This window comes from Corynebacterium sp. HMSC08D02, from assembly GCF_001807505.1.
Classification (GTDB): Bacteria; Actinomycetota; Actinomycetes; order Mycobacteriales; family Mycobacteriaceae; genus Corynebacterium; species Corynebacterium pseudogenitalium.
Window position 1 is genome coordinate 13,962 of record NZ_KV789245.1, and the last position, 19,744, is coordinate 33,705.

Sequence of the window (19,744 nt, forward strand, 5' to 3'; positions counted from 1 at the left end):
TTGTCCTTCCTTCAACTCTTAGCGGTACCGAACCTGATCAACAAAGCGACCAAAAGAGTCTGCCACCTGGTCATCCCAACGGTTCCACCGCAGGAAGTACTGGCCGTGGGTACCGCCCGTCGGGGCAGCGGCCCGCAGGACCTGGACGGAAAGATCGCACACTGCGTCCAGCGGCAAGCAGTAGTTGACCTTGTTGCGGGTCGCACCCGCGGTGCGGGTGTTAAACGGCAGGAAGCCAAGCATGCCGCCTGCACCGCCGTTTGCCACGCCCACCGTGCCAGCATCACGCGCGGCAGTCATCGGGTTGCCAAAGTAGACAACGCCCGCCAGCTTGCCGCGGCGTGCCAGCTCACGCTCGTGCTCCAGCAGGATCATCGCGCCCTGTGAGTAGCCGGACAGCACGTACTTCGGATGGCACCCGCTCGCGCGTTCGTAGTCGTTCACCAGCGCCATCACGCCAGTGCGCCCAATGTTGACGGAGTCCATAAAGTCCGTGCCAGCCTGTCGCGCCATCGTAAACAACGGGACCGCGTACTGGATAGCCAAACCCAGCGCCTGCAGCAGCGTCGCGGGTGCTGCGACGGAAGGGACATCATAATCCGGGTAAATCGCTGGGTAGTAGCGCGGCTCCATACCGAGGACTTCCACGTCCTTCATCAGGGAGTTCCCGCCGTGAGTGGCACGGTAGCGCGACTCCGAATAGCGAAGGAAAGCGCGAATGGTCTCCCCCTCCCAACCATTCGAGGTCCACGGGGCTTCCCCGGCATAGCGTGTTCGGTAAATCTGGTTATTCTGACCGGAGCCGCGTGCAGCGATTACCGCGACCGAAGGGCACCGCTGCTGGGCGGTCGCTTCCTCCGTCGGCAGCACGGGGGTAACCACCGCAGCTGCTGCTGCGGCGAACGCAACTGCAGTCACGGGTAGCCGACGACGGAAAAACGTACGCATTTTGCGGAACACTATGCACCTTCTCTATGGATGAGTCACACCTTGGACTCCGGGTGTGAAGAAACTGCGCATTAGTGTAGCCCGCCCACACCATTTTCCTAACTTCGAGTCTGCCCGCTGCCCTCCAGGATCCACTTCGTGCTTGTCAGTTCAGGCAGCGCCATTGGTCCACGTGCGTGCAGTTTCTGGGTAGAGATCCCGATCTCTGCACCCATGCCGTATTGCTCGCCATCCGTAAACGCGGTCGAGGCATTGAGCATGATGGCTGCCGAATCCACGTGGTCCGCGAAGTACTGCAGCACGCGCGCATCGGTGGCGACCACGGCTTCTGTGTGCCCCGAGGAGTAGCGTGCGATGTGCTTCGCGGCCCCCTCAACGCCGTCGGCGACGGCGACGGCAACGTCCATCGAAAGGTACTCCTCCGCCCAATCGTGCTCGTCGGCCTCGACTACGTCGCAAGCCCCGAACGCACCAAGTGCTGCCGGGTCCCCGTGGACGGTCACGTCGGCGTCCTGCAGTGCCTTTACGACGGCCAGCTTGTCCGCATCCGGCAACGCCGCGTCAAGCAGCACCGTTTCGGTCGCGTTGCACACCGACACCCGGCGCGTCTTGCCATTGACGACAATGTCGGTCGCCTGCTGAATGTCCGCTGAAGCATCCACGTATACGTGGCAGTTGCCGGTGCCGGTCTCGATGGTTGGCACGGTTGCTTGGGTAACGACGGCGTCGATAAGCCGGGCGCTGCCGCGCGGAATGACCACATCGACGAGGCCGCGTGCCGTGATGAGCGCGGTGACGGAGTCGTGCGAGTCGCTCGGCAGCAGCTGGACCGCCTCGGTTGGCAGCCCCTCCTTCGCCAGCACGCCCTGCAGCACCGCGACCAGCGCCGCGTTCGAATGCGCCGCCGACTTCGAACCACGCAGCAGTGCCACGTTGCCTGACTTCAGCGCCAGGCCAAACGCATCGACCGTGACGTTCGGGCGGGCCTCGTAGACCATGCCCATCACGCCGAGCGGCACGCGAACCTGGCGCATCCGGATCCCGTTGTACATCGTGCCGCCGCGCACCACATCCCCAACTGGGTCGTGGAGGCTCGCGACCTGACGCAGTCCGTCCGCGATGCCCGCGATGCGTTGCTCATCCAGGGCGAGCCTGTCTACCAACGCTTCGTCCATGCCAGCCGCGCGGCCTTCCTCGATGTCGCGGGCGTTGGCCTGCAGAATCTCCGCAGTACGTGCTTCCAGCGCCTGCGCCGCGTGCTGCAGCACAGCGTTTTTGCGGACGGTCGGTAGCGTCGCGATCACCGGCGCCACCTGCTTCGCAGCCTTCGCCAACTGCAGTACCTGAGCTTCGATAGTCGTCATTAGTATCCTTCCTCCACATCAATCTGCGTCGGCAACGGGCGGCCCTCTTGCAGTGCCTCCCAGTTTCGGCGTGTCAGTTCACCCACGCGCGCTTGCATGTAGCGCGGGATGTTCGCGGTGTGCGGGGTAATCAGGCAGCGGTCCATCTGCCACAGCGGGTGATCCTCCGGCAGCGGCTCAGGGTCCGTCACGTCCAGGCCAGCGCCAGCAATCGTGCCATCCTGCAGGGCCTTGGTCAGCGCCTCCGTATCAATCAGTGGGCCACGGCCAACGTTGACCACCACCGCGTTCGGCTTCATCGCGCGCAGCACCTCCGCGTTGACGAGGTGGTGCGTCTGCTTCGTCAGTGGCGCGATGAGCACGAAGTAGTCCGCCTCCGACCACACATCCTGCGCCTCGGACATCGCCACGGTGCGTTTGGCCCCCGGCACCGGGTTGCCGGAGCGGTTCACTGCGATAATCTCCGGCCCGAACGGCTCGAGGAAGCGGATCAGCATCTTACCGATGCCACCCGCCCCAATCACCGCGACCTTCTTGTTGTCGAACAGGTAGTCCGTCTCCTCGTTGAGCTGCCTGTCGTTCCACTGCGGCGTCACCGCCTTGTGCCGGTGCAGCACCCCCAACAGCAGCGCCAGTGCCGCCTCGGCCACAGTGTCGTCGTATATCCCGGCGGCATTAGCCACCGGCACATCGACATCGAGCACCCCTGCCTCTACCAGCTTTTCGACGCCCGCATACGCCACCTGCACAAGCTTCACGCTCGGCGGTAATTCCTCTGGGAAATCTTCCGGATTCCCGCGAAACACCAACACGTCTGGAGACTCGTCGAGGTCCACAAACGTGTGGCCGTGATCTGTCAGGTCATCGACGACTGCGTCCCAAGGTTTCGGTAAGAATGCAAATTTCATGCACCCCAACCTAGCGTGTATTTACAGACGGGTGGCGAAATTTGATAAATAGTCGGCGTGCACGACGGGTTTGCGCTGCCCTTCCGGCAGCTCATCCGTGTGCTTGCCCAGCATGCCGGCAAGCTCCGCGGCATCATACGCAACCTCGCCGCGCCCGACGGCTTCCGAGTCGGGCCCCAGGATCTCCACGATGTCACCGGCGTGGAAGTCCCCCTCGATGTCGGTGATACCCACCGCGAGTAAGCTCGTGCCCCCGCTGGTGACGGCCTGCACGGCGCCTTTATCCAGGCGCAGCACGCCTTCGGCGTCCGCGGCGTAGAGCGCCCAGAATTTCCATGCCCTAAGCGTTGACTGCTCACGGGTGTGGAAGACGGTCCCGCAGCTTGCGCCCTGTAGCGCCTGCGAGATTTTGGTCGCGCTGGTCAGCAGCACTGGCACTCCGCCGCGGGCTGCGAGCCGCGCCGCCGACACCTTCGCCGCCATTCCCCCAGTCCCGAGCGCACCACCGTCACCGGCCACGACGCCTTCGAGGTCAGCGCCAGTGCGGACCTCAGAGACAAAGCGCGCCTCCGGGTCGGCCGGGTTGCGGTCGTAGAGGCCGTCGACGTCTGAAAGCAACACGAGCGCATCGGCTCCGATGAGCGTCGCCACAATCGCCGAGAGCCTGTCGTTATCGCCGAAGCGCATCTCGGAGGTTGCCACCGTGTCGTTCTCGTTCACGATCGGCACAGTGCCCAGCTGTCGCAGCCTGTCGATCGTGCGCTGGGCGTTCCGCGCGCGCTCCCGCACGCCGGCATCGGCCTGCGTCAGCAGCACCTGGCCCACCGTGCGGCCATGCCGAGCAAAGGAAGCACCCCACTCCTGTGCGAGGTGCACCTGCCCCACCGCTGCAGCCGCCTGCTTCGTCGCAAGGTCGCGCGGGCGCGTGCGCAGCCCCAGCGGGCTCATGCCCGCCGCGATCGCACCGGAGGACACCACCACGACGTCTGTGCCCGCATCCATGCGGTCCACCAGCGCATCAACGAGGCGGTCAATCTTGACCCTGCTCACCGAGGAATACTCATTGACCAGTGAGGAGGTACCAAGCTTGACGACGACCCGCTTCGCACCAGCAATGTGCTCGCGAAGCTGCGCCTCCGTAGTTGTTGCTGCGTTCATAGCAGCTCAGTGTAGCGCTAACCCTGCCAACGTTCCCGGTCGGCTGTCTCCCCGTCGCCGAAATCGAACTCGTCGATAAGGCCGCGGCGCGCCTGGGACGCGCGCTTGCGCTCTGATGCGGACGCGCGCGTGGTGTCGTAGAGTCGGGCGTCCTGGCCACGTCCCGCCATGGTTGGGTCACCCGCTCGCGATGGCTCCCAATCAAACGAGATCTCGCCGATGGTGACGGTGTCACCCTCCTTCGCGCCGATCTTGCGCAACTGGTCCTCCACGCCGGCCTTGTTCAGGCGGTCCGAGAGGTAGCCGACCGCCTCGTCGTTTTCGAAGTCGGTCTGGCGAATCCAGCGCTCTGCTTTCTCACCAGTGACCAGCCAGCCGCCCGGCCACATCGGGTCAGGAACAACTTCGATGCCGCCCTCCTGCGCGTGCCCACGGCGCCTTGGCGCAACCGCCTTCGGTCGCAGCACCTCCGTAGGAGTTGCCTTCTCGGCTTTCACGCGTCGCTTCCTGGCACGCTCCACGATGTTCCACAGCGCCCACTTCAGCGGGTCAAGGCCCTCGCGGGTCGCGGTGGAGATCATGTATACATCCCAGCCGAACTTTTCCTTGATGTCGTCCTCCAAGAACTCCGCGAGCTCCCGGGCCTCCGGAACGTCCATCTTGTTCAGCACAACGATGCGAGGGCGCTCACGCAGGTCACCGAGACCAGAGTCCAGGTCAAGCTGGTCGGCGTAGGAGTCAAGCTCGTGCTCGAGCGCCTCAATGTCAGAAATCGGGTCGCGCCCTGGCTCCATCGTGGCAACGTCCACGATGTGCGCCAGCACAGCAGTGCGTTCAATATGGCGCAAGAAGTCCAGCCCCAGACCCTTGCCCTGGCTCGCCCCCGGGATCAGGCCTGGCACGTCCGCGATAGTGTACGTATCGTCGCCGACGTTGACCACGCCAAGGTTCGGAGCGAGCGTCGTAAAGGGGTAATCCGCGATCTTCGGCTTCGCGGCCGAAAGCACCGAAATCAGCGAGGACTTACCCGCCGACGGGAACCCCACTAGCCCCACATCCGCCATGGACTTCAGCTCGAGGATCAAGTCATGTGCTTCGCCAGGCTCACCCTTGAGCGCGAAGCCCGGGGCCTTACGCTTCGCGGTGGCAAGAGCCGCGTTGCCCAACCCACCGAAGCCGCCTTCAGCCGCAAGGAAACGGGTGCCCGGCACCGTCAAGTCGGCGAGGATTTCGCCATCCTCACTACGCACAACGGTTCCGACTGGGACCTCCAAGATAAGGTCCTCTCCGCGGGCGCCGTTGCGGTGATCGCCCTCTCCGTTGCCGCCGCGCTTCGCTTTGACGTGCGGGCGGTATTGGAAGTCCAGCAGCGTGTGCACCTGGTTGGATACCTCCAGCACGATATCGCCGCCGTGGCCGCCGTTGCCACCATCCGGCCCGCCGAGGGGTTTGAATTTTTCGCGGTGGACAGAGACACAGCCATGTCCGCCGTCACCGGCCTGGAGGTGCAGCACCGCGCGGTCAACAAATTGGGCCATTATTTCCGCCTTCCTTGCAAAAGAGTTCTAGTAGTGGAGGGTACCGGGTTGTGGGAAAGAAAAACACCGCGCACCCGGTCGGGGTGTGCGGTGTTTCAAGTATTGCTACGGGTTACGCAGTTTCCTGTGCGACGCCAGCTGCCTCTGCGGCCTCGAGCACCTCTGCCGAAACGCCTTCGCCGTCCGCTGGGATGATGTTGACGATGCGACGGTTGCGCTTAATGCCGAACTGGACTGCGCCAGCTGCCAGTGCGAACAGCGTGTCGTCGCCACCGCGGCCGACGTTGTCGCCTGGGTGGAACTTGGTGCCGCGCTGACGAACGAGGATCTCGCCCGCCTTTACCTGCTGACCACCGAAACGCTTCACACCGAGGCGCTTCGACTCTGAGTCACGACCGTTCGTGGAGCTGGATGCACCCTTCTTGTGTGCCATGTCTGAATCTCCTTAGATGGAAGTCTTACTTGATACCAGTGATCTTGATGGTTGTCTGTGGCTGACGGTGGCCCTGGCGGACCTTGTAGCCGGTCTTGTTCTTGTACTTCAGAATGTCGACCTTCTTGCCTTTGCCGTGCTCGACAATCTCAGCCTCAACAGAAACCTTGGACAAAGCATCAGGGCCTGCGGTGACATCCACGCCATCGACGAGCAGAACCGGGGTGAGGGCAACCTTGTCGCCCGCTTCACCCTCGATCTTCTCGACCTTGACGAGGTCGCCTTCGGCAACCTTGTACTGCTTGCCGCCAGTCTTGACGATCGCGTACATAGAGGGTTACCCCTTATCTAAACTCGTTGTGTCTCCCCGCATGCACAGAAGACAGTTGGTACAGTTCTCTAGCGCTTTGTGGCCTTTCGCGTTCCACCGTGCCTGCATGCGTAAACGGCGCGGCTTCACAGCCCAAAACAGCGACTGTCAAATACTACACAGAAGCGGGTGCGATTATCAAACCGCACCCCACTGCTCCTCTATTTGGAAGAGGTTCGGCGTGTCGCGCGTCGCCGCCTGCGCCGCGCACTCGCCTTCGACTCCTGTTTCTTCGTCGCAGGCTTGGTTGCCTTCTGCTTCGTTTCCTTCGCCTTCGGCTGCTCCTGCTGCTGCGGCTGGGACGTCTTGCGCACTGCGCGCCGACGCCCGCGCCGGCGAGGAGACTCCGTCACCTTCGCCTTCGGCTGCTCTTGCGCTTCCTCGCGTGGAGCTTCCTTCACAGGTTCCTTAACGTGCTCCTGGCGTTCGAAATCTTCGCGCTTTGGCTTGTGGTCCGAACGGGAGTTACCGCGGGTCGCTCGCTTCCGGCGCGGGGAGCGCTCGAAGGCGTCGACGGCCTCCTCGTACGTCTGCTCGGACTTGCCTTTCTCCTGAGCCTGCTCCTGCGGTTTGTCCTGTGGCTTGTCCTGTTCCTGCGCGCGCCCACGCCCGCGGCTCGTGCCTCGACGTCCACGGCGGCGCGAACCGGACTCGCGCTTGGAGGATTCACCTACTGTAGGCGGCTTCGGCTCGTCGTTGTCCTCGTGTGCTTCATTGTCTTCGGACACAACCGAGCCGACCAGCTCGTCGATAGCCTTTTCGTCCAGCTTGCTGCGGCGCTTCTCCTCCGCTTTCTTGTTGGAACGCTCGCCGTTCGACTTCCCGCGACGCTTGCCGCGGCCACCGCGGTGCTGCAGGTCGTCTTCCTCCGGGTTGTACGTCGCGTGCTCTACAGGCTCCTCGGTGATGATCACACCGCGGCCACCACAGCACTCGCACGGCTTGGAGTAGGTCTCAAGCAGACCATCGCCGAGCTTCTTGCGGGTCAGCTGCACCAGGCCGAGCGAGGTGACCTCGGAGACCTGGTGGCGGGAGCGATCACGGCCCAGCGTTTCCTTCAGGCGACGCAGCACCAGCTCCTTGTTTTCATCCAGGATCATGTCAATGAAGTCGATGACCACCATGCCGCCGATGTCGCGCAGGCGCAGCTGGCGGACGACTTCCTCCGCGGCCTCCAAATTGTTCGCGGTGACCGTCTCCTCGAGGTTGCCGCCGGAGCCAGTGAATTTGCCGGTGTTGACGTCAATCACCGTCATGGCCTCGGTGCGCTCAATAACGAGCGTGCCGCCCGACGGCAGCCACACCACGCGGGCAAGCGCCTTCTGGACCTGCTCGTCGATGCGATGCTCCGCAAAGGCGTCGGCACCGTCGTGTTCGGAGCGGTCAAACTTGGTCACGCGGTCCAACAGGTCAGGCGCGACGGACTGCAGGTAAGCGTGCGCAATGTTGTAGGACTTCTTGCCGTCGATGATCAACTCAGAGAAGTCCTCGTTGAAGACGTCGCGGACGACGCGGACGATCAGGCGCGGCTCTTCGTAGAGCAGCACCGGGCGCGAGCCCTTCCCGTTCTTCGCGGCTTCTGCCTTTTCCTGCACCATTTCCCACTGTTTGTGCAGGCGCTGGACGTCCTCAGCAATCGCTTCCTTCGACATGCCCTCGGCAGCCGTACGAATAATCGCCCCACCCTTGCCAGGCACAACCTCGTTGAGGATGCCCTTGAGGCGCTTGCGTTCGGTGACGGGCAGCTTGCGGGAGATCCCAGCGTTACGGCCACCCGGCACGTACACGAGGAAACGTCCGGCCAGCGAAATGTGCGTTGTCAGGCGAGCACCCTTGTGCCCGTTAATATCCTTCGAGACCTGCACCATCACCTGGTCGCCGGACTTCAGTGCGTGCTCAATCCTGCGCTTCTTTCCGCCAAGCTTCGCAGCCTTCCAGTCAACCTCGCTGGCGTAGAGCACCGCGTTGCGCCCGGTTCCGATGTCGATGAACGCCGCTTCCATGCCCGGCAGCACGTTCTGGACACGGCCCATGTAAATATTGCCGATGATCGACGCGTTATCGTCCGTGGACACAAAGTGCTCCGCAAGCAGCCCGTCTTCCAGGACCGCTACCTGCGTGATGCGGCCTGGGCCGTCGTTGCGGTCGCGCTCGCGCACCACCATCGTGCGGTGCACCGACTCGCGCCGCGCAAGGAATTCCGCCTCAGAAACAATACGGGAGCGCTGGCGCTCCGCTTCTCGACGCTCACTCCGCCGACGACGCTGCGCCTCCAGACGGGCGGAACCGCTGATCCCCTTCGGCTCGTCAATAACCTCGACCTTAGGTTCTTCCTCCTTGGGCTCCTCAACTTCACCCTTCGGTGCGGCATCCTCATCCGCTTCCTTCGGTTCGGAGGTGCGCACTGCTCGGCGGCGCTTTGGACGCGTCGGCGCCTTGAAGATCGGCGCGTATTCGACCGTTGCTTCCTCTTCAGGATCGGGCTCCGGCTCTTGTTCGGGCTCCGGTTCTGGTTCCGGCTCTGGTGTTGGTTCCGGCTCCGGCTCGTCGGCGACCTCGAAGGTGGCGTCGACTTTCTCCTCGATCTGGTGGATTTCGTTTTCTACGTCCTTGCGCACCCGCTCGCGGATCTTTTCGTCGCTGCTATCCTTCGACTTCTTCGCCTCAGCCTTATCCGCGGGCTGCTGCAGCGCATCGATGACCTTCTCGGCTTCCTCCCGAGTAACCGAGGACTGCGCAACCTTTGTAATTCCCAACTCAGTCAGCGCGACGACAACGTCCTTCGACGCCACCCCCAACGCCTTCGCGAGCTGGAACACCCGCATTTTGTCTTTCAGGGTTGATCGATCAAAGTCCTGAATTTCGGTATGAGATTTTTTCGCCACGTACGTGCTCCTATATTTTTGCATCTGCAAGCTGCGTCAACCGGGCGCGAAGCCGTTGCCGCTGCCACACGGCTGACACACGTTCCTACAGAAAGTTGTAAAAAGCTTGCCTCCATTGTGACACACGACGCCGACTGCGCCTATTTCAGCATCGCTGTCAACACAACAAAACCGCCCACCCTGCCATGTACAGCAGGATGGGCGATTGAAGCGTGGTTCTTACTTGTTCGGGAACCAGATTGCGATCTCGCGCTCGGCGGACTCTGGGGAGTCGGAACCGTGGACGACGTTCTCGCCGACAGTGAGGGCGAAGTCGCCGCGGATAGTACCAGGGGTTGCCTTGGCAACCGGGTCGGTGCCGCCGGCGAGCTGGCGCCAAGCCTCGATAGCGCGCTCGCCCTCGACGATGCCTGCTACCAGCGGAGCAGAGGTGATGAAGTCAACGAGTTCACCGAAGAACGGCTTGTCCTTGTGCTCTGCGTAGTGCTTCTCTGCGGTCTCGCGGTCTGCGGTGCGCAGGTCCATCTCGACCAGCTTGAGGCCCTTACGCTCAATGCGGGAGATGATCTCTCCGACGTGGCCGTTTGCAACGCCGTCTGGCTTAATCAAAATCAGTGTACGTTCAGTCATGTCTCCATACCCTACTAAACAACAACCACCGGGTGCGAACATCTTGATGTGGGGGTGATTAAAGTTTGCTCCATGACATATGAGAGTCCCCTGCCGCCAATTCCGGACGTCGGCACGCGAGCGCGCTCCATCACCGATCTGCTCTTCGGCAACCTCGGCGAGCATGCGTCGGCGCCGGCGCTCACGGAGGTCGAGACGGGGCGCAGCGTGACCTATGCGCAGCTTCACCAGGAGGTGCTGGCGCTCGCCGCCACGTTGCGCAGCCGCGGCATCGGTCCCGGGGATTGCGTCGCAGTGCAGCTGCCCAACGGCATCGACTTCGCCGTCACTTTCCTCGCGTTGGTGCAGGTGGGGGCGTCGGCAAGCTTGTTGGGGACGAGTCTCACCGCGACCGAACGTGACCACCTCTGCGCGCTCGCCGAGGCCAAAGTTCTTCTCGACGCCCCCATCGCCCCCACCGAACCACCCGAGCGCAGCGCCTCCCCAGCCGGGCCGGAAGATATCGCCGCGGTTGCCTTTTCCTCCGGTACCACCGGTTTGCCGAAGGCCGTCGAGCTGACCCACCGCAACCTGTGCGCGAACATGCTGCAGTTTTCGGCCGCGCTGCGCGCAAGCGGTATCGGCGCGGGCACCCCGACACTGGCGCCGCTGCCGTTCGCCCACATCTACGGGCTGAACACGCTGCTGCTGTCGTCGCTCTACGCGCGCCACCATATTCACACGATGGCGGCGTTTGACTTGAACGTATTCATTGAGGCGCAGCGAAGCCACCGTATTGAGCTGAGCTTTATTGCCCCGCCGATCGCGCTTGCGCTCTCACGACCCCCGGAGGCGACCGCGGAGGCGTTCGCGGACTCCCGGTTCATGGTGTGCGGTGCCGCCCCGCTGGATGCTGCGTTGGCGGACAGCGTTGAGCAGCGGCTCGGCACGGTGATCCTGCAGGGCTACGGCACCACGGAGACGTCCCCGGTGACCCACGTGGGCATCGCTGGGAGGTCGAAGCCGGGCTCGATTGGGTTCGCGGTGCCGAACACGCAGTTCCGCATCATCGACCTTCGCGACGGCCACGACGTCGCCCCCGGCGAACCCGGTGAGATGCTCATCCGGGGCCCGCAGGTGATGCGGGGCTACCGCAACGACCCTGAGGCAACCCAGGCAACGATCACTGGTGGGTGGCTGCACACCGGGGATATCGTCACGCTGGCTGAGGACGGCACCGTCTACATCGTCGACCGGGCAAAAGAAGTGATTAAGTACAAGGGCTTCCACGTCGCCCCCGCTGAGCTCGAGGCACTGCTGCGCACCCACCCCGCGGTTGCCGACGCCGCCGTCGTCCGCCATATCGTGCGCACCCACGGTGTCGATTGCGAGGTCCCGCGCGCCTGCATCGTCGTCGCCGACGGCGCTACGTTGAGCCGCGAGGAAATCATGGAGTGGGTTGCCGAGCGCGTGGCCGGATACAAAAAGATCCGTGAAGTCACCTTCACGGATCACATCCCCCGCAACGCGGCGGGGAAAATTCTGCGGCGCGAACTCTAGTCGGCGTCCAGGTGCTGCGTGGTCAGGTAGCCGCCACGCATGCGCTGCACAATGTCGGAGCGCAGCTTCACGATGAAGAACCACACCAGGCCGAACATCAGGCCAACCACCGTGACCGACCAGTGCACGAAGAACCCAAAGATGAGCGGCACCTGCAGGGCCAAGTTAATCCACATCGCGCCCGGAATCTTCTGCGCGAACGCCATCACCGCGTGGGCGACGCCGATGACCACGATGTACACCCAGTTGAACGTGGTCCAGTAGGCGCCACCGTCGACTTTAAGAATCACGAGCAGGATGAGCAGCACGGTGATCGATTCCATGATCAGCGTGCCGGAGAGCACTCCGCGCAGTCCTGCGATTGGGTCCTTGACCGGCTCGTGCCCGAGCCCGAGCGGGCTGATCGGCGGTTGGCGTTTTTCTCTGCTCACTCTGGGTCCTTTCCAAACATGGTGCGGGCCTCCCCCGCGGTCACGACAGAGCCGGTGATGATCACACCGGAGCCGGACTGCACGCCGACTTCCGCAAGGGCGTCCTCGGCAAGCTCAACGGCCAGCTCGTAGGCGGACGGCAGGTGCGGCTGCACGTGCACGCGCTCATCGCCGAAGATGGAGCGGGCGATCTCGGCAAGGTCTTCGGCCTCCATCGCGCGTGGCGAGGAGTTCTGCGTAATCACGACTTCCGTGAGCGCCGGCTCTAGCGCCTGGAAAATGCCAGCGGCGTCCTTGTCACCGAGGATGCCCAGCACGCCAATGAGTCGGGTGAAGTCGAAGTCGTGCTGCAGCGCCTCCGCGAGGGCGGTTGCGCCGTGTGGGTTGTGGGTGGCGTCGATAAACGTGGTGGGTGTGGCGCGCACTCGCTCGAGCCTGCCCGGAGAGCGGACCGCCGCAAAGCCTTCCCGCACCGCCTCGATGTTGAGCGGGTGCTCGGCGTGTGCACCGTGGAATGCCTCGACCGCCGCGAGCGCGACGGCCGCGTTGCGGGCCTGGTGTGGGCCGGACAGCGGCAGGAAGATGTCGTCGTAGCTGCCGGCGAGCCCGCGCAGCCGTAGCTGCTGGCCTCCGACGGCCACCCCGGCTTCCTCAACGCCGAACTCGGAGCCGAGGCGCGCGACGGCGCTACCGACCTGGACGGTCTGCTCCAGCACTACGCGCATGGCCTCCGGCTGCTGGTCGGCGATGACCGTGACGGAGTCCGGATTCGTGATGATGCCGGCCTTCTCGCCCGCGATCTGCTCGATGGTGTCGCCGAGGTACTGCGTGTGGTCGATGCCGATCGGCATGATCACGTTGACGTCCGCGTCGATCACGTTGGTTGCGTCCCAGCGGCCACCCATGCCGACTTCCACCACGGCGATGTCCACCGGGGCGTCGGCAAACGCGGCGTAGGCGATGCACACCATGGCTTCGAAGAAGCTCAGCGGCTGGCCGAAGTGGTCGTCAGCCATCGCGAGGTACGGCTGAATTTCCTCGTAAATGCGCACAAAGTCCGCGGGGTGGATTGGTTGGCCGTCGATCCCGATGCGCTCGGTGATCAACTGCAGATGCGGGCTCGTCGTGCGCCCCACCCGGTGCCCGAGGCTACGCAGCAGCGACTCGATCATCCGGGTTGTCGACGTCTTCCCGTTCGTCCCCGCGACGTGAATCGCTTTGAACGAACGCTGCGGGGAACCCAGCAGATCCATGACGTACTCGACGCGCTCGAGCGTCGGATCGATCTGCGTTTCGCCCCAGCGCTCCTCGAGCTGCTGCTGGACTTCGCGCAACGCTGCAAGGTCTTCAGGCGTGACCTCGCGCGCGACGACGTCTTCCGCCTCCTCCGCCTGCGGCGCACCGAGGTTCAGGCGTAGCCCGGACTCCTCGACGGAGATATCGAACTGCTCGGGTAGCTCCGGAAGTTCCGGCAGGTCAGCATTGTCGGCCATCTACGCCTCCGGCAGCTGCGCCAGGCGCGCGGTCACACGTGCGAACTCTTCCTTCGCAACCTGCTGGCGCACCTTGATCTTCTCAACGACCTGCTCCGGCGCGTTCGCCAGGAACTGCTCGTTGCCAAGCTGACGGCCAGTGGTATCGAGCTCCTTCTCCGCCGCCGCGAGTTCCTTCTCCAGGCGCTTGCGCTCGGCCGCAACGTCGACAGTGCCGGAGGTGTCCAGCGCCACGTCGAGCGTCGCCTGGCTCAGGCGCATCTCAATGCTTGCCGACGCCGCAAAGTCCTCAGCAGGCGCCTCCACCCGCGCGATATCGCGGATAACGTTTTCCAGCCCAGCCAGGTCCGCCTTGGCAAAGTCAAGCTTCGCCGGCACCTTCTGGTTCGGCTTCACACCCTGGTCAGCGCGGAAGCGACGCAGTTCGGTAATCAGCTTGATTGCATCCTGGATCCTGCGGCGCGCCACATCATCCGTTTCGACGCCACCATTGATGTCCTCCGCAGTCGGCCATGGCGCCTGCGTCACCGAAGGCTGCTGCGTCAACGCGGTCCACAGGACCTCGGTGATGAACGGCATGGTCGGGTGCAGCAGGCGCAGCACCACGTCGAGCACGCGGCCGAGCACGATCTGCGTGTTGCGCCCCTGCGCGGTCTCGCCCTCGCGCGGGATTTGGGTCTTTGCGATCTCCAGGTACCAGTCGCACAGCTCATCCCACGCGAAGTGGTAGAGATCCTCGTTCGCCTTCGCGAACTGGTAGTCGTCCAAGTAGGCGTCGACCTTCGCGCGGACTTCTTCCGCGCGGTCCAGGATCCAGCGGTCGGCGTCCGTCAGCTCCTCGCGGGCCGGCAGCGGACCAACCGCTGCGCCGTTCATCAGAGCGAAGCGGGTCGCGTTGTACAGCTTGGTGGCGAAGTTACGCGCGGACGTGGCGTTGTCCTCACCGATCGGCAAGTCCACGCCCGGGTTCGCGCCGCGCGCAAGGGCGAAGCGCAGCGCGTCAGCGCCGTAGTGCTCGACCCAATCCATCGGGTCGATGCCGTTGCCCAGGGACTTCGACATCTTGCGGCCCTTCTCGTCGCGCACCAGGCCGTGCAGGTACAGGTCCGTGAACGGGATGATCGGGCGGCCGTCAACCCCCTCGCCGAGGATCTCCGGGGTGTTCTTTCCAGCAAAGGTGCCGAACATCATCATGCGGGCAACCCAGAAGAACAAAATGTCATACGCGGTGACCAGCACGGACGTCGGGTAGAACTTCTCCAGATCCGGCGTCTTTTCCGGCCAGCCGAGCGTCGAGAACGGCCACAGCGCAGAGGAGAACCAGGTATCCAGCACGTCCGGGTCCTGGGTGTAGCCAGCCGGCGGCTCCTCGTCAGGGCCGACGCAGACCACTTCGTCGTTCGGGCCGTACCAGATCGGGATGCGGTGGCCCCACCACAGCTGGCGCGAAATCGTCCAGTCGTGCATGTTGTCCACCCAGTCGAAGTAGCGCTTCTCCATCGACGCCGGGTGAATCTTCGTATCGCCATTACGGATCGCGTCGCCGGACATCTTCGCCAGCTCTTCAACCTTGACGAACCACTGCAGGCTCAGGCGTGGCTCAATCGGTTCGCCGGAGCGCTCCGAGTGGCCCACCGAGTGCACGTACGGGCGCACTTCCTTGACGATGCGCCCCTGCTCTGCCAGCGCCTCGCGCACCGCGACGCGCGCCTCTTCGCGGCTCATACCGTCGAACTTGGTGCCGGTATCGGCGATGTGGCCGGTCTCGTCCATGATGATCGGCATGTCCAGGTTGTGGCGCAGGCCCATCTCGTAGTCGTTCGGGTCGTGTGCAGGCGTGATCTTCACCGCGCCGGTGCCCAGTTCCATATCGACGTAATCGTCGGCGATCACCTGAATCTTCAGGTCATCGCGGAACGGGTGGTCGAACTCCTGGCCAACCAGATCCGTGTAGCGCTCGTCGTCCGGGTGGACGGCAATAGCGACGTCGCCAAGCATGGTCTCAACACGGGTCGTCGCGACGACCAGGTGCGGCTCGTCGTCGTTGAGCGAGCCGTAACGGATGGAGACGAACTCGCCCTCAACATCCTTATAGACGACCTCAATGTCGGATACCGCGGTCTCCAGCACCGGTGACCAGTTCACCAGGCGGTAGTCGCGGTAGATCATTCCAGCGTCATACAGCTGCTTAAAGATGGTCTGCACTGCGCGCGAGAGGCCGTCGTCAAGCGTGAAGCGCTCGCGCGACCAATCCACGGAGTCACCAATCGCACGCATCTGCGTGGTAATCGTGCCACCGTACTGGTGCTTCCACTCCCACACCTTGTCCACGAACTCTTCGCGGCCGTAGTCGTAGCGGTCCTTGCCTTCCTCGGCTTTCAGCTTCGCCTCGACCTTCGTCTGCGTAGCGATGCCCGCGTGGTCCATACCCGGCAGCCACAACACCTCGTAGCCCTGCATGCGCTTGCGGCGCACCATAACATCAATGAGCGTGTGGTCCAGGGCATGGCCCATGTGCAGCTGGCCCGTCACATTCGGCGGGGGCAGCACCACAGAATAAGCAGGCTTGTCCGAGGAAGCGTCGGCGGTGAAGTATCCCTTCTCCACCCAGCCCTCGTACAAAGCCTGCTCGTGTTCGCCGGGCTCCCAAGACTTCGGGAGCGCATCGGCTCGGTTCTTGCCTACCAAATGTTCAGTCGCGTCAGTCACGGTTGACTATCTTAGCCATCAACCTCCGGTAGGCGCGACCGGTTAGAAAAGCTTGGACGCAATCTCCCACTCGCCGCGCATCGCTTCGACGTTCTTGTCGATGCGCTCGCGCTGGAAGTCGCTGATCTCCAGCCCCTCGACGACCTCCCACTTGCCATCGCGGCCGATCACCGGGAAGCCGAAAAGCAGCCCCTCCTCGACACCGTACTGGCCGGTGGAAGGCAGCGCTGCCGTCGTCCACTTGCCGTCGGTGCCGTTGACCCAGTCACGCATGTGGTCAACTGCCGCCGAAGCAGCCGAGGCCGCCGAGGACTTACCGCGAACCTCGATGATCTCTCCGCCGCGCTTGGCAACGCGCGGGATGAACTCGTCGACGTACCAATCGCGGTCTAGCTTGTCGGCAATCTTCTCGCCGCCGACCTCAGCGAAGGTCACATCCGGGAACTGAGTATCCGAGTGGTTGCCCCACACCACCATCTTTTCAATTGTCGACGACGGCACCTCCAGCTTCTGGCCCAGCATGGACAGTGCGCGATTCTGGTCCAGTCGCATCAAGGCGTTGAAGCGCTCGGCAGGGACATCCGCCGCGGCCTTCGCAGCGATACGCGCGTTGGTGTTCGCCGGGTTGCCCACGACGAGCACCCGGATATCGTCCGCAGCGCCAGCGTTGATGGCCTTGCCCTGCTCGACGAAGATCTTGCCGTTCGCGGTGAGCATGTCCGCGCGGGACTCCCCCTTACCGCGTGGCTTCGCGCCAACCAGGAACGCGGCGTTTGCGCCCTCGAACGCCTTGAACTGGTCATCGGAAACGTTGATGCCAGTCACCAGTGGGAAGGCAGAGTCGTGCAGCTCCATCGCGGTACCCTCCGCCGCGCGGACAGCTGCCGGGATCTCTAGCAACGTCAGCTCGACCGGCTGATCCGCACCGAAGACATCGCCGGAGGCAATACGCCACAGCAGGGAGTACGCAATGTTGCCTGCTGCGCCGGTGACAACGACTTTAACGGGAGTGGAAGAATGGTGTGACATAGAAAAACCTCGGGTCAATAGTGTGCGGTACCTGACATTCAAAGTATAGGTAGTACAACCGACGCACTACCCCCGAAATCGTGCATACCCTCCCCCCTTTAGTCCTAAAAGGCATAGTAAGGCAGACAAATTCCCGTTTTGCACGGTGCAAATTCTCAAATGGGGGCATCATAGAGAAAAGTAGATGTCACCAATGAGCCAACATTCACGCATGCGTAGTAATTCAGGAGCGGATACAACGATGGATTTCCCCACCGACCCCACCTCGGCGAGTATCAAAGCACCTGAACCAGATATCAACGCAGAAATCGACAGTGTTGTTGACATCGCCCTCGACATGTTCGCCCGCGGTGGCTTCTCCCAAACAAAGCTGGGTGCCATCGCGAAGGAAACCGGCATGTCGAAAAGGATGATCCATTACCACTTCAGCGACAAAAAGGGCCTCTACGCAAAAACGATCAGGCGCGCGCTCGACCGCCTGGCTCCACCCGAAGAGATCCTGCAGCGCTCCTACGCAGTCCCGGTTGACGGCATGCGCCGCTTCGTAGACAGCATGTTCCACTCCTTCCAGGAAAACCCCGAGGCAGTTCAGCTGCTCATTCGTGAGCGGCTCGAGCCGGTCCTCGAGGACGCCTCAGCGGACATTGTGCACGGCCGCAGCGAGATCACGCTGCACGTCGAGCGCCTCCTGCTCGTGGGCCAGGACGCCGGCGCCTTCCGGCCGGGGATCTCCGCCGATGACGTACTCGCGCTGCTCACGGCGCTGAGCACGCTGCGGGTATCGGGCAACGCGGCGTCGATAATTACGAGCCACCTCGACCTCGACGAGCCGCGAAACGTCGAAGGGATGCGGCGCATGGTTATTGATACCGTGCTGGCGTTTTTGACATCCAACATCGCGCCTTCGGGCTACGAAAGCTACCTCGAGGCCACTCCCCTGCCGGACAGCGAAGGCACCGGCGCCAGCGACGACCTCTACGACATCTACTAGCTGCGACTCGGCAGCCTTACGCCGAGCGCTGCCCTTCCGCTTCCACGAACTGCGGCTCTGCAGCGCCCCGCACCACGTCGCCGTTGATGACGACTTCGCTGACGTTCTCGCGGTCGGGCAGGTCGTACATGATGGGCACGAGCACTTCCTCCATGATGGCGCGCAGGCCACGGGCGCCAGTGTTGCGCTCGGCAGCGCGGTCCGCGATCTCCTCGAGGGCGTCCTCGGTGAGCGTGAGCTGGGCGCCGTCCATCGAAAAGAGGCGGCTGTACTGCTTCACCAGTGAGTTCTTAGGCTCGGTGAGTACGCGCACCATGGCGTCGCGGTCGAGGTTCTCCACGTTCGCAATGATCGGCAGGCGCCCAATGAACTCAGGGATGAGGCCGAACTTCACCAGGTCACCCGGCTGCACCTGCGCCAGCATGTTGGCTTCGTCGCGCTCCTGCTTCGAGTCAATCTCCGCCCCGAAGCCGATGCCCTTCTTGCCCACGCGCTCCGCAATCACCTTGTCCAAGCCCGCGAACGCACCGGCGACGATGAACAGGATGTTCGTCGTATCAATCTGGATGAACTCCTGGTTCGGGTGCTTGCGCCCGCCCTGCGGCGGCACGGACGCGACCGTGCCCTCCAGGATTTTCAGCAGTGCCTGCTGCACGCCTTCGCCGGACACGTCGCGGGTAATCGAGGGATTCTCGGACTTGCGGGAGATCTTGTCTACCTCGTCGACGTAGATGATGCCGTGCTGCGCCCGGTTAACGTCGAAGTCCGCGGCCTGCAGCAACTTCAGCAAGATGTTTTCGACGTCCTCTCCGACGTACCCCGCCTCGGTGAGACTGGTGGCGTCGGCAATTGCGAATGGCACGTTGAGCATCCTGGCAAGCGACTGCGCGAGGTACGTCTTGCCGGAGCCCGTCGGCCCCAGCAGCAAAATATTCGACTTCGCGATCTCCACTTCCTCATCACGCTTGCGGTTCGTTACATTCTCCGACTCCGCTCGGATGCGTTTGTAGTGGTTGTACACCGCCACCGCGAGCGTGCGCTTCGCCGAGTCCTGCCCGATGACGTACTGGTCCAAAAACTTGGTGATCTCACTTGGCTTCGGCAGCCGATCCGCAGCCTCATCCTGATCAGCCTGCGCCCCGCCGAGTTCTTCCTCGATGATTTCGTTGCACAGTTCGATGCACTCATCACAAATGTAGACTCCGCCACCGGCAATGAGCTTGCGAACCTGCTTCTGCGTCTTGCCGCAAAAGGAGCACTTCAACAGGTTTGAGGTGTTTTGGGATGTTGCCATAGATGCGTTGGACTCCAGCTTCTT

Annotated in this window: 16 protein-coding genes; 2 read left to right on the plus strand and 14 right to left on the minus strand. The window is 63.1% G+C overall.

From position 1 onward, the window contains the following. Nucleotides 1-18: 18 nt before the first annotated feature. The 9 genes from HMPREF3170_RS05665 to ndk all read right to left on the minus strand — a co-directional run bounded on the left by HMPREF3170_RS05665 (nt 19) and on the right by ndk (nt 10,234). Nucleotides 19-948 carry a cutinase family protein gene (locus HMPREF3170_RS05665; RefSeq protein ID WP_070478481.1) on the minus strand — a complete coding sequence of 310 codons (930 nt, stop codon included), beginning with the start codon at nt 946-948 and terminating at the stop codon, nt 19-21. A 98-nt stretch (nt 949-1,046) separates the two neighbouring features. After that, nucleotides 1,047-2,312 carry a glutamate-5-semialdehyde dehydrogenase gene (locus HMPREF3170_RS05670; protein ID WP_070478393.1) on the minus strand — a complete coding sequence of 422 codons (1,266 nt, stop codon included), beginning with the start codon at nt 2,310-2,312 and terminating at the stop codon, nt 1,047-1,049. After that, nucleotides 2,312-3,220 carry a D-isomer specific 2-hydroxyacid dehydrogenase family protein gene (locus HMPREF3170_RS05675; protein ID WP_070478395.1) on the minus strand — a complete coding sequence of 303 codons (909 nt, stop codon included), beginning with the start codon at nt 3,218-3,220 and terminating at the stop codon, nt 2,312-2,314. Before HMPREF3170_RS05675 ends, HMPREF3170_RS05670 begins: the two co-directional genes overlap by 1 nt. A gap of 21 nt (nt 3,221-3,241) precedes the next feature. Then, nucleotides 3,242-4,378 carry a glutamate 5-kinase gene (proB, locus tag HMPREF3170_RS05680; RefSeq protein ID WP_070478397.1) on the minus strand — a complete coding sequence of 379 codons (1,137 nt, stop codon included), beginning with the start codon at nt 4,376-4,378 and terminating at the stop codon, nt 3,242-3,244. Between the two features lie 17 nt (nt 4,379-4,395). Then, on the minus strand, nt 4,396-5,916 hold the full coding sequence (gene obgE / locus HMPREF3170_RS05685) for a GTPase ObgE (protein ID WP_070362042.1): 1,521 nt from the start codon (nt 5,914-5,916) through the stop codon (nt 4,396-4,398). A 112-nt stretch (nt 5,917-6,028) separates the two neighbouring features. Further along, the gene (gene rpmA / locus HMPREF3170_RS05690; RefSeq protein WP_070478398.1) at nt 6,029-6,349 is read right to left on the minus strand and encodes a 50S ribosomal protein L27; all 321 of its coding nucleotides are present in this window, start codon (nt 6,347-6,349) and stop codon (nt 6,029-6,031) included. A gap of 25 nt (nt 6,350-6,374) precedes the next feature. Then, nucleotides 6,375-6,680: a 50S ribosomal protein L21 gene (gene rplU, locus HMPREF3170_RS05695; protein WP_070478400.1), complete on the minus strand. Its 306-nt coding sequence runs from the start codon at nt 6,678-6,680 to the stop codon at nt 6,375-6,377. A gap of 200 nt (nt 6,681-6,880) precedes the next feature. After that, nucleotides 6,881-9,628, minus strand: a complete 2,748-nt coding sequence (locus tag HMPREF3170_RS05700) for a translation initiation factor IF-2 N-terminal domain-containing protein (RefSeq protein ID WP_083290887.1) — start codon at nt 9,626-9,628, stop codon at nt 6,881-6,883. A gap of 195 nt (nt 9,629-9,823) precedes the next feature. After that, nucleotides 9,824-10,234, minus strand: coding sequence for a nucleoside-diphosphate kinase (ndk, locus tag HMPREF3170_RS05705; protein WP_070478404.1), 411 nt, complete (start codon nt 10,232-10,234; stop codon nt 9,824-9,826). A gap of 72 nt (nt 10,235-10,306) precedes the next feature. On the opposite strand from ndk, the gene HMPREF3170_RS05710 reads away from it, so the two are divergent. Continuing rightward, nucleotides 10,307-11,773, plus strand: a complete 1,467-nt coding sequence (locus HMPREF3170_RS05710; RefSeq protein ID WP_070478406.1) for an AMP-binding protein — start codon at nt 10,307-10,309, stop codon at nt 11,771-11,773. Here the strand turns inward: HMPREF3170_RS05710 and HMPREF3170_RS05715 are convergent. The 4 genes from HMPREF3170_RS05715 to HMPREF3170_RS05730 are packed head-to-tail and all read right to left on the minus strand — an operon-like array spanning nt 11,770 to nt 17,435. Further along, entirely contained in the window at nt 11,770-12,204 is a 435-nt protein-coding gene (locus HMPREF3170_RS05715; protein WP_070362036.1) for a DUF4233 domain-containing protein, read from the minus strand. The genes HMPREF3170_RS05710 and HMPREF3170_RS05715 overlap by 4 nt on opposite strands. Further along, entirely contained in the window at nt 12,201-13,697 is a 1,497-nt protein-coding gene (locus HMPREF3170_RS05720; protein ID WP_070362035.1) for a bifunctional tetrahydrofolate synthase/dihydrofolate synthase, read from the minus strand. The genes HMPREF3170_RS05715 and HMPREF3170_RS05720 overlap by 4 nt, the downstream gene beginning before the upstream one ends. Next, nucleotides 13,698-16,406: a valine--tRNA ligase gene (locus HMPREF3170_RS05725; protein ID WP_070478408.1), complete on the minus strand. Its 2,709-nt coding sequence runs from the start codon at nt 16,404-16,406 to the stop codon at nt 13,698-13,700. It abuts the gene before it with no gap. 42 nt (nt 16,407-16,448) lie between these two features. Then, nucleotides 16,449-17,435, minus strand: a complete 987-nt coding sequence (locus HMPREF3170_RS05730; protein WP_070362033.1) for a malate dehydrogenase — start codon at nt 17,433-17,435, stop codon at nt 16,449-16,451. A 193-nt stretch (nt 17,436-17,628) separates the two neighbouring features. On the opposite strand from HMPREF3170_RS05730, the gene HMPREF3170_RS05735 reads away from it, so the two are divergent. Then, complete coding sequence (locus tag HMPREF3170_RS05735) at nt 17,629-18,426, plus strand: TetR/AcrR family transcriptional regulator (RefSeq protein ID WP_083290888.1); 798 nt, start codon at nt 17,629-17,631, stop codon at nt 18,424-18,426. A 16-nt stretch (nt 18,427-18,442) separates the two neighbouring features. Here the strand turns inward: HMPREF3170_RS05735 and clpX are convergent, their stop codons facing one another. Beyond that, a complete protein-coding gene (gene clpX, locus HMPREF3170_RS05740; protein WP_070478409.1) occupies nt 18,443-19,720 on the minus strand; it encodes an ATP-dependent Clp protease ATP-binding subunit ClpX in 1,278 nt (425 codons plus the stop codon). Nucleotides 19,721-19,744: the final 24 nt, after the last annotated feature.